The sequence below is a fragment of the Parasphingorhabdus sp. genome (assembly GCF_039968395.1).
GTDB lineage: Bacteria > Pseudomonadota > Alphaproteobacteria > Sphingomonadales > Sphingomonadaceae > Parasphingorhabdus.
In genome coordinates, this window is record NZ_JBDVPV010000004.1 from 201,212 (window position 1) to 217,829 (window position 16,618).

The 16,618-nt window shown below is 54.0% G+C and carries 7 protein-coding genes; 3 read left to right on the top strand and 4 right to left on the bottom strand.

All coding sequences use genetic code 11. The features are described 5' to 3' along the window. Window positions 1-15: 15 nt before the first annotated feature. Window positions 16-8,199, bottom strand: coding sequence for a hypothetical protein (locus ABJI30_RS10185; RefSeq protein ID WP_348018083.1), 8,184 nt, complete (start codon window positions 8,197-8,199; stop codon window positions 16-18). A 475-nt stretch (window positions 8,200-8,674) separates the two neighbouring features. Between ABJI30_RS10185 and ABJI30_RS10190 the strand changes: the two genes are divergently transcribed. Beyond that, entirely contained in the window at window positions 8,675-9,292 is a 618-nt protein-coding gene (locus ABJI30_RS10190; RefSeq protein ID WP_348018084.1) for a hypothetical protein, read from the top strand. A gap of 97 nt (window positions 9,293-9,389) precedes the next feature. On the opposite strand, the gene ABJI30_RS10195 is transcribed toward ABJI30_RS10190, so the two are convergent. After that, entirely contained in the window at window positions 9,390-10,235 is an 846-nt protein-coding gene (locus ABJI30_RS10195) for a hypothetical protein (RefSeq protein ID WP_348018085.1), read from the bottom strand. Between the two features lie 230 nt (window positions 10,236-10,465). On the opposite strand from ABJI30_RS10195, the gene ABJI30_RS10200 reads away from it, so the two are divergent. Together ABJI30_RS10200 and ABJI30_RS10205 are read left to right on the top strand one after the other, a co-directional pair. Beyond that, entirely contained in the window at window positions 10,466-11,638 is a 1,173-nt protein-coding gene (locus ABJI30_RS10200; RefSeq protein WP_348018086.1) for an acetyl-CoA C-acyltransferase, read from the top strand. A gap of 45 nt (window positions 11,639-11,683) precedes the next feature. Beyond that, window positions 11,684-12,613 carry an acyl-CoA thioesterase II gene (locus tag ABJI30_RS10205; RefSeq protein ID WP_348018087.1) on the top strand — a complete coding sequence of 310 codons (930 nt, stop codon included), beginning with the start codon at window positions 11,684-11,686 and terminating at the stop codon, window positions 12,611-12,613. A 3-nt stretch (window positions 12,614-12,616) separates the two neighbouring features. On the opposite strand, the gene ABJI30_RS10210 is transcribed toward ABJI30_RS10205, so the two are convergent. Together ABJI30_RS10210 and ABJI30_RS10215 are read right to left on the bottom strand one after the other, a co-directional pair. Then, complete coding sequence (locus tag ABJI30_RS10210) at window positions 12,617-14,344, bottom strand: class I adenylate-forming enzyme family protein (RefSeq protein ID WP_348018175.1); 1,728 nt, start codon at window positions 14,342-14,344, stop codon at window positions 12,617-12,619. Between the two features lie 44 nt (window positions 14,345-14,388). Next, entirely contained in the window at window positions 14,389-16,425 is a 2,037-nt protein-coding gene (locus ABJI30_RS10215) for a 3-hydroxyacyl-CoA dehydrogenase NAD-binding domain-containing protein (RefSeq protein ID WP_348018088.1), read from the bottom strand. Window positions 16,426-16,618: the final 193 nt, after the last annotated feature.

The following is a 16,618-nucleotide window of genomic DNA, read 5'->3' on the forward strand; positions in this document are numbered from 1 at the left end:
TTTACTTCTCCAAGTTCATTCCGGAAGCGCCGGGACCGCAACAGCCTCGGATGCGGCAGCTCCTTCTTCGGTCTCCTCCTCTTCTGAACCGCTGCTTCCTTCACAATCCGGCCCATTACAGACCCACATGTCATCATTGCCAGCGCCGGTTACCGGTTCGTCGATCAATCCGGTCTCTACAAGAGATTCTGTATCACCAAATTGGACGATGCTGACTTGCATCGGATCCGTCGTATTGGCGGTTTTGGAAGGCGTCACGTTTTGCTGGATGATATCCTGGACCGGATCGGTAGTCGGTTGGTCGGGATCTGCCATAGGTGTCGGGATTGGTGTTGGGGTTGGGGTTGGGGTTGGGGTTGGGGTTGGCGTTGGGGTCGGTGTTGGAGTTGGAGTTGGAGTTGGAGTTGGGGTCGGGGTTGGCGTTGCGAAACTACAACTGGCAGGATTCGCAATGATGCAACCATTGGCGGTGGAGGCCGCTGTCACGCCTGTGGCCAAGACAAGCACAGGAATCGTATCAACGCCCGTCTGGCCAGCCACCACGCCATTAAATACCACATCAATATCAGCCGGGCTGGACGCGGCGATGATCGCGCTTCCAAATGTAGCGCCCCGACGATCCGCGAAATCTGACCCCGGCACAGTATTTTGAATGAGCACACTGTTCCCAACGATGAATTGTGCCGATCCAGCACGAATTACGCCATCGGCTTGATCCATTCCGTCGCTGTTGGCGAGACGAACATCCGTGGCGGCAAGATCCAGCAAAGCGATATCAAGCAACGCCTGATCGGTCATGACGAATATGTCCTGAGCGGACAGCAGGAGATTGCCGGCCTGACCAAATCCTCCCCCGCTATCGAGCAGTTCGACAAATCCTCCACTGGCATTGATACGCAAATTATCCAGTGCCACAAGCTGCAGGCTTGTTGTCGGAGAAACGTCCAGCAGTTGCAACGCACCATCCACCCGGATCGACTGTTCCGATGTGAAGGACAATATGCCGGACGCGCCAATATTTCCAATTCGGCCCATTCCAATATCGCCGGTTTGGGCAGACAGGTCCTGGATCGTCAGATCAGGCGTCGTGGCGCCCGTGGCGCTGACAAAAATGCTGAGATTTTGATTTGACTGAATTCGTGAAAATTCGTCATCGCTCAGGCTGAACACACCTGCCGTACCATTTCCGCCTACCACCGCACGATTGGTGCCATCGCTGCTGATCACAATTACATTGGTATTGGCAAAGTCGCCAAGTCCGGCGTTGGCAGCAATATTGATGTCCGCCGAAGAAGTAACGATTGTCGCGCCTGTGGCAACTGCCTGGATGTCGAGCAAGTTACCGGCAATCATACCCAGGGCGTTGGTGGCGGTAACATCGCCGAGCACATTCACGTCTCCTGCCGCCATCGCAGCAATGCTATCACTGGCACTGGCGCCAAGGATGTTCAGATCACCCGCACTGTCGAGGTCAATACTGGCATTTGTCGCCTGCGCCCGGACATCAAAACTGCGCAGCGATTGCAGTGTGACGCCGCCGCCGGTTGCATCGATCACACCGGTCAGATCTATGTCATTGCGCACTGCGATCAATCCGTCGGCGGCGGTCAGATTTGCAGTGTTGCCCACGATGTTATCCAGCTCGATACCCAGCGCCGATGTTAGTGTGACAATGCCCGATCCCGCAGGGTCTGCATCGACGGTTACACCGTCAATCAGCCCCGCCGAACTGTTTATCGTGACATCACCGCTCGCGATGGCGTTGGTAAAAATAATGTTGCCGGGCGCATTGATCACCAGATCATCGCCTTGGGCATCAAGAGTGCCAAAGCCGATTGCCCCCGCGGCATCAAGATCAATTGCACCGGCGATGACAATGGTTCCGAACCCGGATATGTCTCCTGTCGTCGCGGTGACGGTCAGATCGGTACCAATCAATCCGTTATTGAGGTTCACCGAGGCGCCGGTGATCTGTGTGGTCGTACCAGATCGCGCGTCATCAACCGAAACCGCAGCCGCGCCATCAATGACAACGGCTCCACCTGCGTCCACTCGGCCAAAAATCGCATCGGCCAAGGTAATTTGGGCATCGATGTCGCCAACCGCGACAAGATCAGTCAGATCAATCGACTGCGCCAGCAAGATAATATCACCGTCGCTTGTTATATCCCCATCGCCGGAGTTGCGACCGATCCTGCCGTCGTTTGCCGTAAGCACCACATTATTGGGTGAAGCCAGGCTGTCGAACAATATGTTGGCCGCACTGGTGAAGTTCAGATTGGAAGCAGCGGCGTTGCCAATGGCGATATCACCACCCGTCAGGTTCAAGTTGTTTCCGGCGATCAGATCCCCACCATTGATTCCGGCTACGGCATTAAGATCAATATCCGTTGGGCTGGTCGCTCCGGCGAAAATGATCGCACCTCCTGCGTCAACCGTAAAGGCGCCAGGAGTTGTAGTTCCGCCATTGATCGTACCAAATCCGATATCGCCGGTTGCATCCAGGTCGACAATCGTCCCCACGTCGATGGCACCATTTCCGCCGATATCGCCGGCCAGTGCATTCAACCTAAGGGACGTTCCGATATTGCCGCTATTGACGATCACGGAACTACCGATGACCTGACTGGTTGTTCCGCTGACAAGCTCGTCCACGGCGACCGCACCCGTCGCCGTTACCGTGATCGTCAACGGTGTTTCGAGCCGCCCGACATCAACCGTAGCAGCATCTAGAACGACGGTATTGCTGGTCGTGATATCGCCGGCATTGTTATTTTTGCCAATTGTTCCGGTGGGCGCGGAAAGGTCTATTCGATTGGGACCCGTGATCGAAGCAAAGAAGATATTATTTGCATTCAGGACAAGATCCTGAGCCGTCACAACGTCTCCGACAGAGATGGTACCATTGGTTGCATTCAGGATGATGTTGTCGGTTACCCCGGCAACATCGACAGTCATCAGCGAACCACCATCAATATCAGCCGCGGCATTGAATGTGATCGTCGAACGGGTAGTGTTGGCCTCGGCAAAACTGATTGAACCGCCTGCATCAGCGGTAAATGTATTTCCTGCAGTCAACGCTCCAAAAGCGATATCACCGGCGGCGTCGATATCGATGATTCCATTGACATCAATCACCCCGGTACCGTCCACATCACCGCCAGTGCCCGAAAGGATCAGATCCCGATTGATTGCCCCATTGTCCAGATCGACAAAGTCGCCCGTAATCCTGGTATCAAAACCACTATTCGCGGTTCCGATATCCGCTCGCGATATTGCCGTTGCGTTGACGAAGTTGGTGGCGTCCAGCAATGTTGCGGCAACATTGTTCCCGGTTAGCGTAATGTCCTGACCCGAGACCGCGTTGTCGATCGCAATATCATTGCCTGCGATCAGACTTATATTGTCGGTTACACCCGCGACATTGGTACTGAACATCGTGCCGCCATTGATATCGGCCCCGGCAGTCAATGTGATCGTCGATCGCGTGGTGTTGGCTTCGACAAAATTGATTGAACCGCCTGCATCAGCGGTAAAAGTGTTTCCTGCGGTCAACGCTCCAAAGGTGATATCGCCGGTGGCATCGAGATCTATGACATCGCCAACCGCGATCAAACCGTTGCCATTTACGTTGCCATTGGTTGCATCGAGAAACAGGCCCCGATTGATTGTTCCACTATCCAGATCAACAAACGTGCCTGATATCCGCGTGTCAAAGCCACTGTTTGCAGTTCCGACATCCGCTGATTGTGCTGCGGTGACGTTCAGGAAGTTGGTCGCATCCAGCAAAGCCGCCCTCACATTAATTGCGGAGAGCGTGATGTCCTGGCCTGACACCGCATCGTCAATTGCAATATCATTGCCTGCGGTCAGATTGATGTTGTCGGTCACGCCCGCAACATTGGTACTGAACATCGTTCCGCCATTGATATCAGTTCCCGCAATCAATGTGATTGTCGATCGCGTAGTATTGGCTTCCGCAAAGTTGATCGAACCGCCTGCATTAGCGGAAAAAGTGTTTCCTGCGGTCAGCGCACCAAAAGTGATATCACCCGTGGCGTCCAGATCGATAATCCCGTCCACCGTGATCAAACCGTTGCCATCCACATCGCCGTTGGTGGCCGACAGGAACAATCCGCGAAAGACCGCTCCATTGTCCAGGTCAACAAAGCTGCCGGTTATTCGCGTATCAAAGCCACTATTGGCCGTTCCGACATCTGCGGCCTGGGCAGCGGTAACGTTGAGGAAATTTGTAGCGTCCAGCAAATTGGCTGTCACATTGTTTGCCGAAAGCGTGACATCCTGCCCTGAAACTGCACTGCCGATCACGATATCGTTCCCAGCAACCAGGCTGAGATTATCGGTTACGCCCGCAACATTTACTGTCATCAACGAAGTACCGAGAATATCCGAACCGGCGTTGAAAATCAGCTGGGCCCGACTTGTGTTAGCGGTCGTAAAACGAATGTCTCCGCCGGCATCGGCTGTAAACGTGCTGCTCGCCTGCGCATTGACCAGGCTGATATCGGTTGCAGCATCGAGATTGATCACACCATTTGACATAATGTCGCCCGAAACCGTCAGTGCCGCATCCGTTGCATCCAGCACCAGACTGCTGGCATCAGCGGAGCCGAGGTTGATCGAAATGCCGCGCACGGTTGCAACGTTGGTAACCGTATTGACAGCAGCAACATCCACAGTTCCCGTGGCGATAATATTTGCTAGCGCTTGCGCGTTCAGGTTCCCGCCATCAATATTGATCGCGTTGAGCGTAATATCCTGGCCGGAAGCAACATCACCCAATGTGATATCGCCTGACAGGGCGTTCAGCCTGATATTGTCGGTCACGCCCGCGACATCAGTGCTGAACATCGTGCCGCCGTTGATATCGCCACCGGCGTTGAAAATAATCTGTGCGCGCGTGGTGTTCGCTTCGGTAAAATCGATCGAGCCTCCGGCATCGGCAGTAAAGGTGCTTCCTGCGGTCAGCGCACCGAAGGTGATATCGCCAGAAGCATCAAGGTCGATAATCCCGCCTACGGAAACAGTACCGGTCACGTTCAAATCGGCATTGGAAGCACTTACCGTCAGGCCCCGATCAATTGTTCCCCCCACCAGATCAACAAAGCTGCTGGTTATTCTCGTATCAAAACCGCTATTTATGGTTCCAAGGTCGGCTCGCTGCGCTGCCGTGACGTTCAGAAAACTCGTGGCATCCAGCAATATCGCCGCGATGTTGTTTCCTGACAGTGCGATATCCTGACCGGAGACGGCGCTGTTGATGACAATGTCATTGGCTGCTGTCAGGCTGAGATTGTCGGTAACTCCGGCAACATCGACCGTCATCAGCGATGTACCGCGAATATCGCCACCAGCGGCAAAGATGATCTGACCCCGGCTTGTATTCGCCTGTGTGAACAGGATATCGCCACCGGCATTGGCGGTAAACGTACTGCCGGCCTGCGCATTGACCAGACTGATATCGGTTGCAGCATCGAGATCGATAATGCCACTTGAAACAATATCGCCCGTAACCGTGAGTGCCGTATCCGTTGCATCCAGCACCAGACTGCTGACATCGGCAGAACCCAGATTTATCATTGTTCCGCGCAGCGTCGCAATTCCGGTATTGGTGTTGACCGCGGCAACATCTGCAGTTCCGGTCGCGATGATAGTGGCTCTCGCCTGTGCGCTCAGAATTCCGGCATCAAGATTGATCGTATTGACAATGACATCCTGCGCCGAAGTGATATCACCCACTGTGACATTGCCGGTCACAGCGTTGAGCACAATGTTATCCGTAACGCCGGCTACATCGGTGCTGAACATCGAGCCACCATTGATATCGGTCCCGGCATTGAAAATGATCTGTGCGCGCGTCGTATTGGCTTCGGTAAAGTTAATCGAGCCCCCGGCATCGGCGGTAAAAGTACTGCCTGCAGTCAGTGCCCCAAAGGTGATATCACCCGAAGCATCAAGGTTTATGATGCCTCCCACGGAAACAGACCCGGTCACGTTCAAATTGGCATTCGAGGCACTGATCGAGAGGCCCCGATCAATTGTACCGCCGACCAGATCGACGAAGCTGCTCGAAATTGTGGCGTCCAGCCCACTGTTCACAGTCCCGAAATCGGCCCGCTGCGCCGCGGTGACGTTCAGAAAAACGGTGGAATCCAGGAGTGTTGCGGTAATATTCTCCCCGGACAGGGACAAGTTCTGACCGGATATTGCGCTATCGATCACAATATCATTGCCTGCAGTGACGCTGAGATTATCGGTGACGCCGGCGACATCGACGGTCATCAGAGAAGTACCGATAACATCTGCACCGGCATTGAATATTAGCTGTCCCCGACTGGTATTGGCTGTCGCAAAACTAATGTCCCCACTGGTATCGGCTGTGAAGTTGCTATTGGCCTGTGCATTGGCCAGATTTATGTCAGTTGCCCCATCAAGATTTATCTCGCCTCGTGAAACGATATCCCCCGTTGCTGTGAGAACCCCGCTCCGGGCTTCCACAAGCAGGTTGCTTACATCGGCAGACCCAAGAACAACTGTTTCACCACGGACTGCAGCGTTCCCGGCAATGGTGTTGATTGCTCCAACATTGGCATCCCCGGAGGCATTGACATTGGCGATAGCCTGCGATGTCAGGCTGCCGGTATCAATATCGATTGCATTGATAGTAAGATTCTGCGCCGATGAAACATCTCCCAACGATATATTTCCGGCTATTGCATTGACCGAAATATTATCGGTAACCCCGGCAACATCGATACTGAACATTGATCCGCCGTTGATGTTATTCCCGGCGTTGAGAATGATCTGCGACCGGGTCGTATTGGCTGCTGCGAAATTGATCGAGCCTCCCGCATCGGCGGTAAAGGTGCTGCCTGCGGTCAGCGAGCCAAAGCTGATATCGCCTGTGGCATCAATATTGACGAGACCATCTGCTGTGATCGTCCCGGATCCGGAAACATCTCCGGCAGTGGCGTTCAACGCAAGATTGCGACCGATCATGCCGCTGTTCAGCGTCACCGCACTCCCCGTGATACTGGTTTCCAGATTGGAAACGGCCTCATCGACAATCGCCGCGCCGGCTGTGGTCAAGGTAATCACATCGCCCGAGAACAATCGGCCTCCAGTGAAGGCGCCGGCGGTTATGGTCAGATCATCATCTGCAAAAGCATCAGTTTCATTCGTGAGATTGCCGCCATTGATGTTTATGTTAGCGTTGCGACCGCCAACGATTGTTTCGTCAATCTGGTTTTGGACCACATCGCCGCCCGCACTCAGGATGATGTTGCCATCTCTCTCCATCGCGGTCGTCGCAGGCGCATAGCCAGCCGACCCCGCAATCAGCATCGTCAGCGCCTGATTTTTGGGCACAGCAACCATATAGATTGTCTGATTGTCCGTATCGTTAGATCGGGCAGGACCGGTCGTCGTTCCTGTGTGCACCAGCCCATTGCTATCGCTGGTGCCAACTCCGACCTCGATATCAAACAGGCCCTGGTTGATGGTCAAAACAGCTTCATCAGCAGCAACTTGCGCGATGGATCCGTTTGCACTGATCGTGCCCGCCTGCTCGATGCGCGGCGCGACCATGGCGACATAACTGTTGGCGTTGATCACCGAACCCGCGCTGATGGTTATGGTGCTGTCTGCCTGACTGACACCCGAAAAATTGAGGCTGCTTCCGCCGCCATCAATGCTGTTCAGGGCACTGGCAGACAATACAAGTCCGCCAACGTCAAAGCTCGACGCACCGCCAGTGATGATACCGCCGGGACTGTAGAACCAGATGTTACCGCCTTGCGCGCCTCCGGCGGTGCCCAGCCGACTGTCGACCGCCCCGTTTATCGAAATCGGTCGAAACGAGCCATCGGTCCCGGATGGAACTGGCAACACGCGATTGAGTACAGTGTAACCGCCGCTGGGGCCGACAAATTGCAGGTTCGAACCGGCCGCCAGTACATTGACCGAAGTGTTCGCCGTTTGCGGCGTATCAACGTCAAGCGTGGTCCAGTTAATAATCGTCTCTGATGTCGAAATATTGACGGTATCGGAATTGGTACTGATGACATGATTGCCATTGCCTTGAACAAAGCTGGCATTGGCCTGAAATGCCTGATTGGGAGAGATGGTGGGACCGGGTGCGACCTGGGCGCTGGCAAATTGAGCCGGAACGGCGAGCATGAAAGCAGTCGCGAAAAAACCTCGTCGCCAACGGCAACGACTGATGCGACTCCTCAATGGGCCTGATGGACCCTTTTTCGTGCTAATGTCGCTCGACAGCGTTCGCGCAATGACCATGAGGCCCCCAACTTTTTGGCAGTTGTGAATCAAGCGGTCCGATTAAAAAATCGAACAGCTCGATGGCGCGACCCAATCAAAAGAATATCCCCAATAATCCCTTGGTTGCCTTCGGCAGCCTAACAGTTAATCTTGTCAGATCAATAATTATATTTTCGATTTGAAAATGTTTGGACTCTCTGAAAGTATGTTCTCGAAATTCCGGTCTTAGGCGGTTGTGTTTCCACTGAAGGTCGCGATATGTAAGTTGGCGGCAAGATGGCAGCTTGCCAATCAAGTTACGCACTAAATCTCCTGCCGAACCGCCGGTTTCGGCTGCGGCAGTTCCAAGCACGTATATCAGGGAAACGAGAGTTCATTGGCGAAGAAAATATCAGAAATCAGACGGCCTGAAATTATTTCTGCTCTGAGAACTGCTTTGGAAGAAGACGGCATGAGTCTCCCGGGCAATGATCAGATCGCGAAACATGGCGACATGTCCCGGCAGCTGATTCGCCACTATTTCAAAGATGGCGAAGACATGATGCTCGCCCTGTGCGAAGCGATGGAAGAAGTTTACCGGGACTGCCTGGTCAAGACGGCTATTGCCGCAAGAGGCGGCAGCAGGCTGACAATTTTTCTCGACTTTTATTTCAATTATCTTGCCGATACAGGCCTGCCAAAACCGGCTGATGATGCCGTTTATGATGCCTTGCTGGCCTATTCAAACACCCATGAAAGCGTTCGAAAAAGACTATATGATGGCTATTCTCTCGTCCAGATGACTTTTGCGCACGAGTTTCAGGTCACTTATCCTGACCTTCCGCAAGCCGCCTGCAAGGAACTGGCCTATCTCGTCATCGTCACAATGTATGGTCACTGGAAAATGGTGGCCAACATCGGCTTTTCAGAAAGCCACCACCGCGTGTCCCGCGAAGCACTTGATCGGCTAATCGAATCATATGTCGCCAATTATGAGGAGCCTGAAGAGCCATAGACCAGGCTTTGAACGGTGCGTTATTCCCGCTGTTTCTGATCGGCGGCGGATTGAGACCGCTCATTCAGGGGTGGCTCGGCGACCAGATAATCGCGCCTTATGCGCAGCACTCCCTGAGATATGCAATTTCAATTGTTGAACATAACCGCCCAGCTTGCCGGACGGCCATGGAGAAACTTTTTTCGGATGCGTTTTCGTTCACCAGTGCGATTTCAAAAGGACGTCCCAATTCGACGTAGCGATCAAACGTCATTTCACCGCCTGTAATCAGATGTGGCCCGCCGCCGAGCAACAGATTCGCAAATTGTCTGGCAACATCTGCAAGATGCGTGGAATTCACATGGTCACCGGATCCGCTGAGATAGGGATGAGCCGGAGGGAACCCGCTTTCCTTGGTGATTAATACGTCGGCAGAAGGAACATCCCGGTCGATGATCGGCGAGATAAAGCTCTCAGCTTGCTTCTTCACTCCAACGGCATCGGCGGGGGCAAACTGAAAATCCGTGACCGGAGCGGATTTCTGGAGTTTTTGCTTTGCCTTTTCTCGCCAGGATTCAAAATCGCGGGTCTGAAAGACAACCCCGACACCGCTCATTTTGTATACCAGCGCGCCATTGTCATCGAAGAAGGTCAATTCGAAGCGCGGACTGTCCCCCTGCCCTGCAACTTCGGATATGCCGTGCGTCGCATGTCCAACACCGAGTTCCCCGCACGTCCATTTGGTTTGGGTTAAAGCAGACCATTTTGTGGGATCCCATGTACCCCGCGCGGTGCTGGTCTCAACAGAAACCCAGTAGTTGATCGTCTGGACTACGATCGGGTCAAATGGATGCAATGCCAGCCACGGCCTCTGGTTCTGATCAGACGAGCAATCAAACATGACCGTTCCGTCGTCCTTAACGACAGGAGACTGCGTGAATGATATTGCCGATGTGTTGACCATTTTTGCAAGCTTGCAGATGCCGCAGGAACTGGCAACCGATTAAAAGCGGTAGCTGTGGTTTCAATGCAGGATCGTGACGGAATACAAACGGGTCATCGCTGGATATGGACGGCCGTATTAAATGTCGAAAGGCTCTGGATATCTTGACACCGCTCCAAATAGACTTAGGTCGGCAGTGTCAGTTGCGAGCCGGTCCATTTTCCGCGCTCGGCTCAGAATGGAGATTTGAAATGCGTGAAGCAGTCGTCGTATCCTATGCCCGTACCGGTCTCGCCAAGGCAGGCCGTGGTGGATTTAATATCACGCCTCCCATGACAATGGCCGCACATGCGATCAAACATGCCGTTGGAAAAGCCGGTGTCGAAAGCGATTTTGTCGATGACAGCCTGATGGGCAACGTAGCACACGCAGCTCCAAACATTGGGCGCAATGCAGCGCTGCTCGCGGGCCTTCCCAAAACAACAGCGGGCGCGACGATCAATCGGTTCTGCTCGTCTGGCATGCAGGCCATTGCCATGGCCGCAAATCACATTCGCGGCGATGGTGCGGACTGTGTTGTAGCGGGCGGTGTCGAAAGTATTTCGATGCAAGGCACCCGCGCGCCGGAAGGCAGTATCGACGAAGATATCCTGAAAATCGCGCCGGCAATCTTCATGCCGATGATCGACACCGCTGACATTGTTGCGGAGCGCTATAATATCAGCCGCGAATATCAGGATGAATATTCCCTACAATCACAGCAGCGTATGGCAGCGGCTCAGGAAGCGGGACTATTTGCCGACGAGATCGCACCCATGCAGACCAAAATGAAGGTGGTAGACAAGGAAACCAAAGAAGAAACCATCGTCGATTACACAGTGGATCGCGATGAGTGCAATCGTCCCACAACCACGATGGAAGGTCTCTCCAAATTGCAACCCGTCATGGGCGAAGGCAAATATATCACGGCAGGCAACGCCAGCCAGTTGTCGGATGGCGCCGCAGCTGTCCTGTTGATGGAAGCCAAGGAAGCTGAAAAGCGCGGGCTGGAGCCATTGGGCCGTTTCGTGTCCTGGGCTGTGGCCGGATGTGAACCGGATGAAATGGGCATTGGCCCTGTCTTTGCCGTGCCAAAGCTGCTCGAGCGGCAGGGTCTGACCGTGGACGATATCGACATTTGGGAACTGAACGAAGCTTTTGCCAGTCAGTGTCTCTACAGCCGTGATCGTCTAGGCATCGATCCGGAAAAGTATAATGTCAATGGTGGCTCCATTTCTATCGGACATCCGTTCGGCATGACCGGTGCGCGCTGCGCCGGGCATTTGCTGCAGGAAGGTCGTCGTCGCGGTGCAAAATGGGGCGTTGTCACCATGTGTATCGGCGGTGGTCAAGGCGGCGCCGGACTGTTCGAGATCTATTCCTGAACCGGTCGAACATTCAGCCGCTAACGCACTGCAAGGATTACAATAGTGGATAAGCTAACGGACGAACAAGTCGCGCGGCGATTGTCGCAGGCTTTGGCCAATCGGTCCTCCGTGCCAGCGGAGAAACTGATAGCAGGATTGCTACGCACATTTAATCTCGACGCGCATGCCGACGATGAATTTGAGTATCCTGCGCTCAGTTCGACAGCGCGGGAGCGCATTTTTGGTGGGCAGGTTATTGCTCAAGCCATTGTCGCGGCGGATCGGACCGTTGACGATGCAAAGAGCATCCATTCACTGCATTCCTATTTCCTGCGAGCAGGAGATGAAACCAAGCCCCTCCATTTCCGCGTGCATCGCGATTTTGACGGGCGCAGCATTTCCAATCGCAGGGTCGTGGTTCGGCAGGATGACAAAGTCATATTCAACCTGACGGCATCTTTTCAGATCGCCGCCGATGGACTGCATCATCAGGTGCCTTTACCGGATGTGTTGCCGCCGGAACAGTGCATGAGCGCCATGGAGCAGATTGCCCGTAACCCGCAGGTATCGGACAAGCACATCAAGCGTATGAGCATGCCCCGCCCGTTTGAAGTGCGCAGTTTTCGCCCGGAAGGCAAGAACAAGGAAGCGCGCCAGTATCAATGGTTCAAAACAGTCGCGCCCCTGCCCGACGATCCGTTGACGCATCGCGCGACCCTGGCCTTCGCATCGGACATGGGTTTGCTTTCCACGTCAATGATACCCCACGGCCTGCACTGGACGACGCCTGGTTTGTTTTCGACCAGCCTCGATCATGCCATGTGGTTCCACGATGACTTCAGAATGGATGAGTGGATCTGCTATGTGATGGACAGCGACTGGACCGGCGGAACGCGCGGGCTTAATCGCGGCGCACTTTACACACGCGATGGCAAACTGGTCGCATCCGCCGTACAGGAAGGCCTAATCCGGTTGGCGCCACAAGCTAGTTAGCGTTCAAAAAAGCGACTTGAGATCGCGTTTCAAAATTTTGCCATTGGCATTCCGTGGCAAGGTTTCGGCACTGAACAGTACTTTCACCGGCACCTTGAAATTTGCCAGCCTGGCCCGCACCCACTCCTGCAATTCTGCTTCCGTCGCTGATTGATCCTGGACAAGATGGACAATCGCAGCCGGTTCTTCACCCAGGGTTTTGTGATCGATACCAACCAAGGCCGCATCCATGACGGCAGGATGATCATAGAGGACATTCTCGACTTCGGATGAATAGATGTTTTCTCCACCACGAATGATCATGTCTTTCGCGCGGTCGACAATGTGGCAGAATCCTTCGTCATCCAGACGCGCCAGATCGCCGGTCCGGACCCATCCGTCGACAAAGGTTTCGGCGGTGGCGTCGGGGCGGTTCCAGTAACCCTTTACAACCATCGGCCCGCGGGCCCATAATTCACCCACATCGCCGATCGGCAATTCCTCATCGCTATCTTCGCTCATCACTTTCAGGTCGGCCGCAGCCACAGGTGGTCCGCAACTTGTTGGACGGTTGAGATAATCTTCAGCGCTGTGCGATGTCACGGTTGCCATGGTTTCGGTCATGCCCCAGCCATTACCCGGCAGTGCGCCAAAAACTTCGAAGATTTTCCGGGCGAGTTCCGGCGCGGATGGTGCGCCACCATAGCTGATTGCGTCGATGGAACTCAGATCATATTTTTCGCGATCCGGATGTTCGATCAATTGCCAGGCAATGAAAGGGACACCGCCGGTTGCATTGACCTTTTCCCGCTCGATAATCTCCATTGCCTGCACGGTATCCCATTTGTGCAGGAAAACCATCTTGTGCCCGCCATGGACGGTAGGCATCATGATCGCAGAGCAAGCCGTACAGTGAAACATGGGCACGACTGTAAGACCCACACGAACGGCGGGCTCAGGCAGCTCATCGCCCCGGCGCAATGCGGTCGCAGCTCCGGAATAGGCAACGGAAATTGCATTGGTGGTAAGATTGCGATGGGTTCCGAGCGCGCCTTTGGGTTGTCCGGTTGTACCACTGGTATAGAATATCGTTGCCGGGTCATCTGGCGCCATATCCACGGATGGCAAATCCTGATCCGGCAGCGCGCCATAGTCATTGGGCTTGCCGATTATCTGTTCAAGCGGACGGGTCGGACCTGCGAGTTCGCCAGTGCTGCGAGCTACAATCACATGTTTCATATCAGGCAATTCAGCCAAATGTGGAGAAATGCGATCCCATCGCTCGGCATCACAGAGCAGAACGCTAGTTCCGGAATTTGCCAGACCAAATACGAGCTCCTGGTCCGTCCACCAGGCGTTGAGCGGGACAACAATTGCACCGATTGAAGCAGCAGCGAAGAAAATCACCGGCCACTCGGGTAAATTGCGCATAGCGAGTGATACGCGGTCTCCCCTGGACACGCCGATGCTCTGAAGCTCCACAGCCAGCGCGGCAACAGCCCGGTACCAGTTGGCATAGGTGACACGTTCGTCGGCATAAATCAGGAATTCGCTATCCCCATGACCACGCGCATGTTCAGCCATCGCCGCCAGAGTCGGATGCGCATTTTTCCAGACCCGCGTTTCAACTCCGTCAATATCAACCGTTTCCATTTCAAACGGCTGACCGTCTGCACATAACAGCGCATCTACTTCCTTGCGTGATCTTACTGGCCATCCAGCAGGCGGCGTCCACTTTTCCAGTGAATCTATTGCTTCAGCTGACAAATTATTCTCTCCCAATCTATATTGTAGATCTATCTGTTGAACTTCTCTCCGGCCGCAGCTTTTTCCTGAAGCAAATTCGCAACCGGGAGATTGTGACTCTGCAAACCGGCAACGATATTGTCGAGGCCCACGGTGTCAGCCCAGAACATTGGTCCGCCGGTGTAGAGCGGCCAGCCATAGCCATTGATCCAGACAACATCGATGTCGCTGGCACGCTGTGCCATACCTTCTTCCAGAATCTTCGCACCTTCATTGACCATCGGATAGAGCATCCGTTCACGAATCTCGTCTTTCGAAATTGTACGTTGTTCCTTGCCAGCCTTGGTCGCAAATTCCGAAATGATCTGCTTTACTTCATCTGACGGTGTCCGTTGCCGTGCCTCGTCATAGTCATAAAAACCCTTGCCGACTTTCTGTCCCCAGCGACCAACCGCACAGAGCGCATCACGCAATGTTTCAATGCGCTCTGGATCGCGGTGCCAACCGATATCCACTCCGGCGAGATCGGACATCTGGAATGGCCCCATGGGGAACCCAAATTCGAGCAGGACGTCATCCACTTCCCAGTAATTGGCGCCTTCCATGATCATCAAATTGGCCTGTTCCTGGCGCGGGCTGAGCATCCGGTTGCCGATAAAGCCTGGGCAAACGCCTGAGACGGCCGCAACTTTCCCGATTTTCCTTGAGAGCTTCATCGCGGTCATCAGCACATCATCAGCCGTCTTTTCACCGCGAACAATTTCCAGCAATTTCATAATGTTCGCTGGGGAGAAGAAGTGCAGGCCAAGCACATATTCCGGTCGCTTGGTGACCGCAGCGATCTCGTCAATATTCAGGTAACTGGTGTTACTGGCCAGGATTGCGCCTTGCTTCACAATGCCGTCGAGCTTGGTGAAGACTTCCTTTTTGACGTCCATATTTTCAAACACAGCCTCGATCACCAGATCGCAATCGGCCAGATCGTCATAAGACAGGCTGGGTGTCAAAAGACTCATGGCACCCTCAACCTGCTCGTCAGTCATGCGTCCCCGTTTGGCGGTATTCTCGTAATTTTTGCGGATGACACCGACACCGCGGTCCAGCGCTTCTTCTTTCAATTCGACAATTGTCACGGGAATACCGGCCGACAGAAAGTTCATTCCGATTCCGCCGCCCATCGTCCCGGCGCCCAAAATCCCGACTTTCTTGATCGGGATCAGATCAATCTTGGGATCAATGCCATCGATTTTGTTGGCCGCGCGCTCGGCAAAGAAATAGTGGCGCATCGCTGCAGATTGCGTTCCGGTCATCAGTTTCGCAAAGAGCTCACGTTCTTTCGCAACACCATCAGCATAGGACAGTTCACCGGCGGCCTTCACCGCCTGAATACCCGCTTCCGGAGCTTCAAAGCCGCGGATCTTGCGACCGTTTTTCTGCCGGAACTCATCAAATATTGCCGGGTTTTTTATGCCATCTTCATTGGCTGTGCCTTCAGAAGATCGCGGCGGTTCCTTGCCAATTTGTTCGCGCGCAAAGGTGATCGCATCATCTGCCAGACTATCTTCACCGACCACCTTGTCAACAAGTCCGATCGCATGTGCCTTCTTCGCAGATATCGGATTACCGATCACAACCATGGGCAAGGCAGCTTCTGCACCAACAACCCGCGGCAGGCGCTGTGTTCCGGCGGCTCCCGGTATCAAACCCAGCTTGACTTCCGGCAAGCCCATTTTGGCGGATGGCACTGCAACTCGGTAATGACAGGCCAAAGCCACTTCACAACCGCCGCCCAGAGCAGTTCCGTGGATTGCGGCGACAACCGGCTTGTTGCTCGCTTCCATGCGATCAATCGCCTCACCCAGATTCGGGCCCTGCATCGGTTTTCCGAATTCCGTAATATCTGCGCCGGCAAAAAACGTTCGTCCGTCACAGCGAATGACCACCGCCTCAATCGAATCATCTGAAAGCGCCTCGTCGATGCCATCAACCAGTCCCTGCCGAACGGCCGCGCCCAGCGCATTGACGGGTGGATTGTTGGAGATGATGACCAGAATATTTTGGTGTTTCTCAGTGGTTACGACAGACATTTTTTTCTCCTGCAAGGCCACGCCAAAATGATGAAGAGAGGCGGCACCGTGTAAAAACAGAGCCCGAAAATCGAGCAGGCTGATCGACTATCACAACGAATGGAGATTTGTAATCAGGCTTTTGTTTTCATTATTGTAGAAATGCTTCGTGAGGAAAAAATGGAAGCGTCCAGTCGCCAACTTTGGGTGTGGC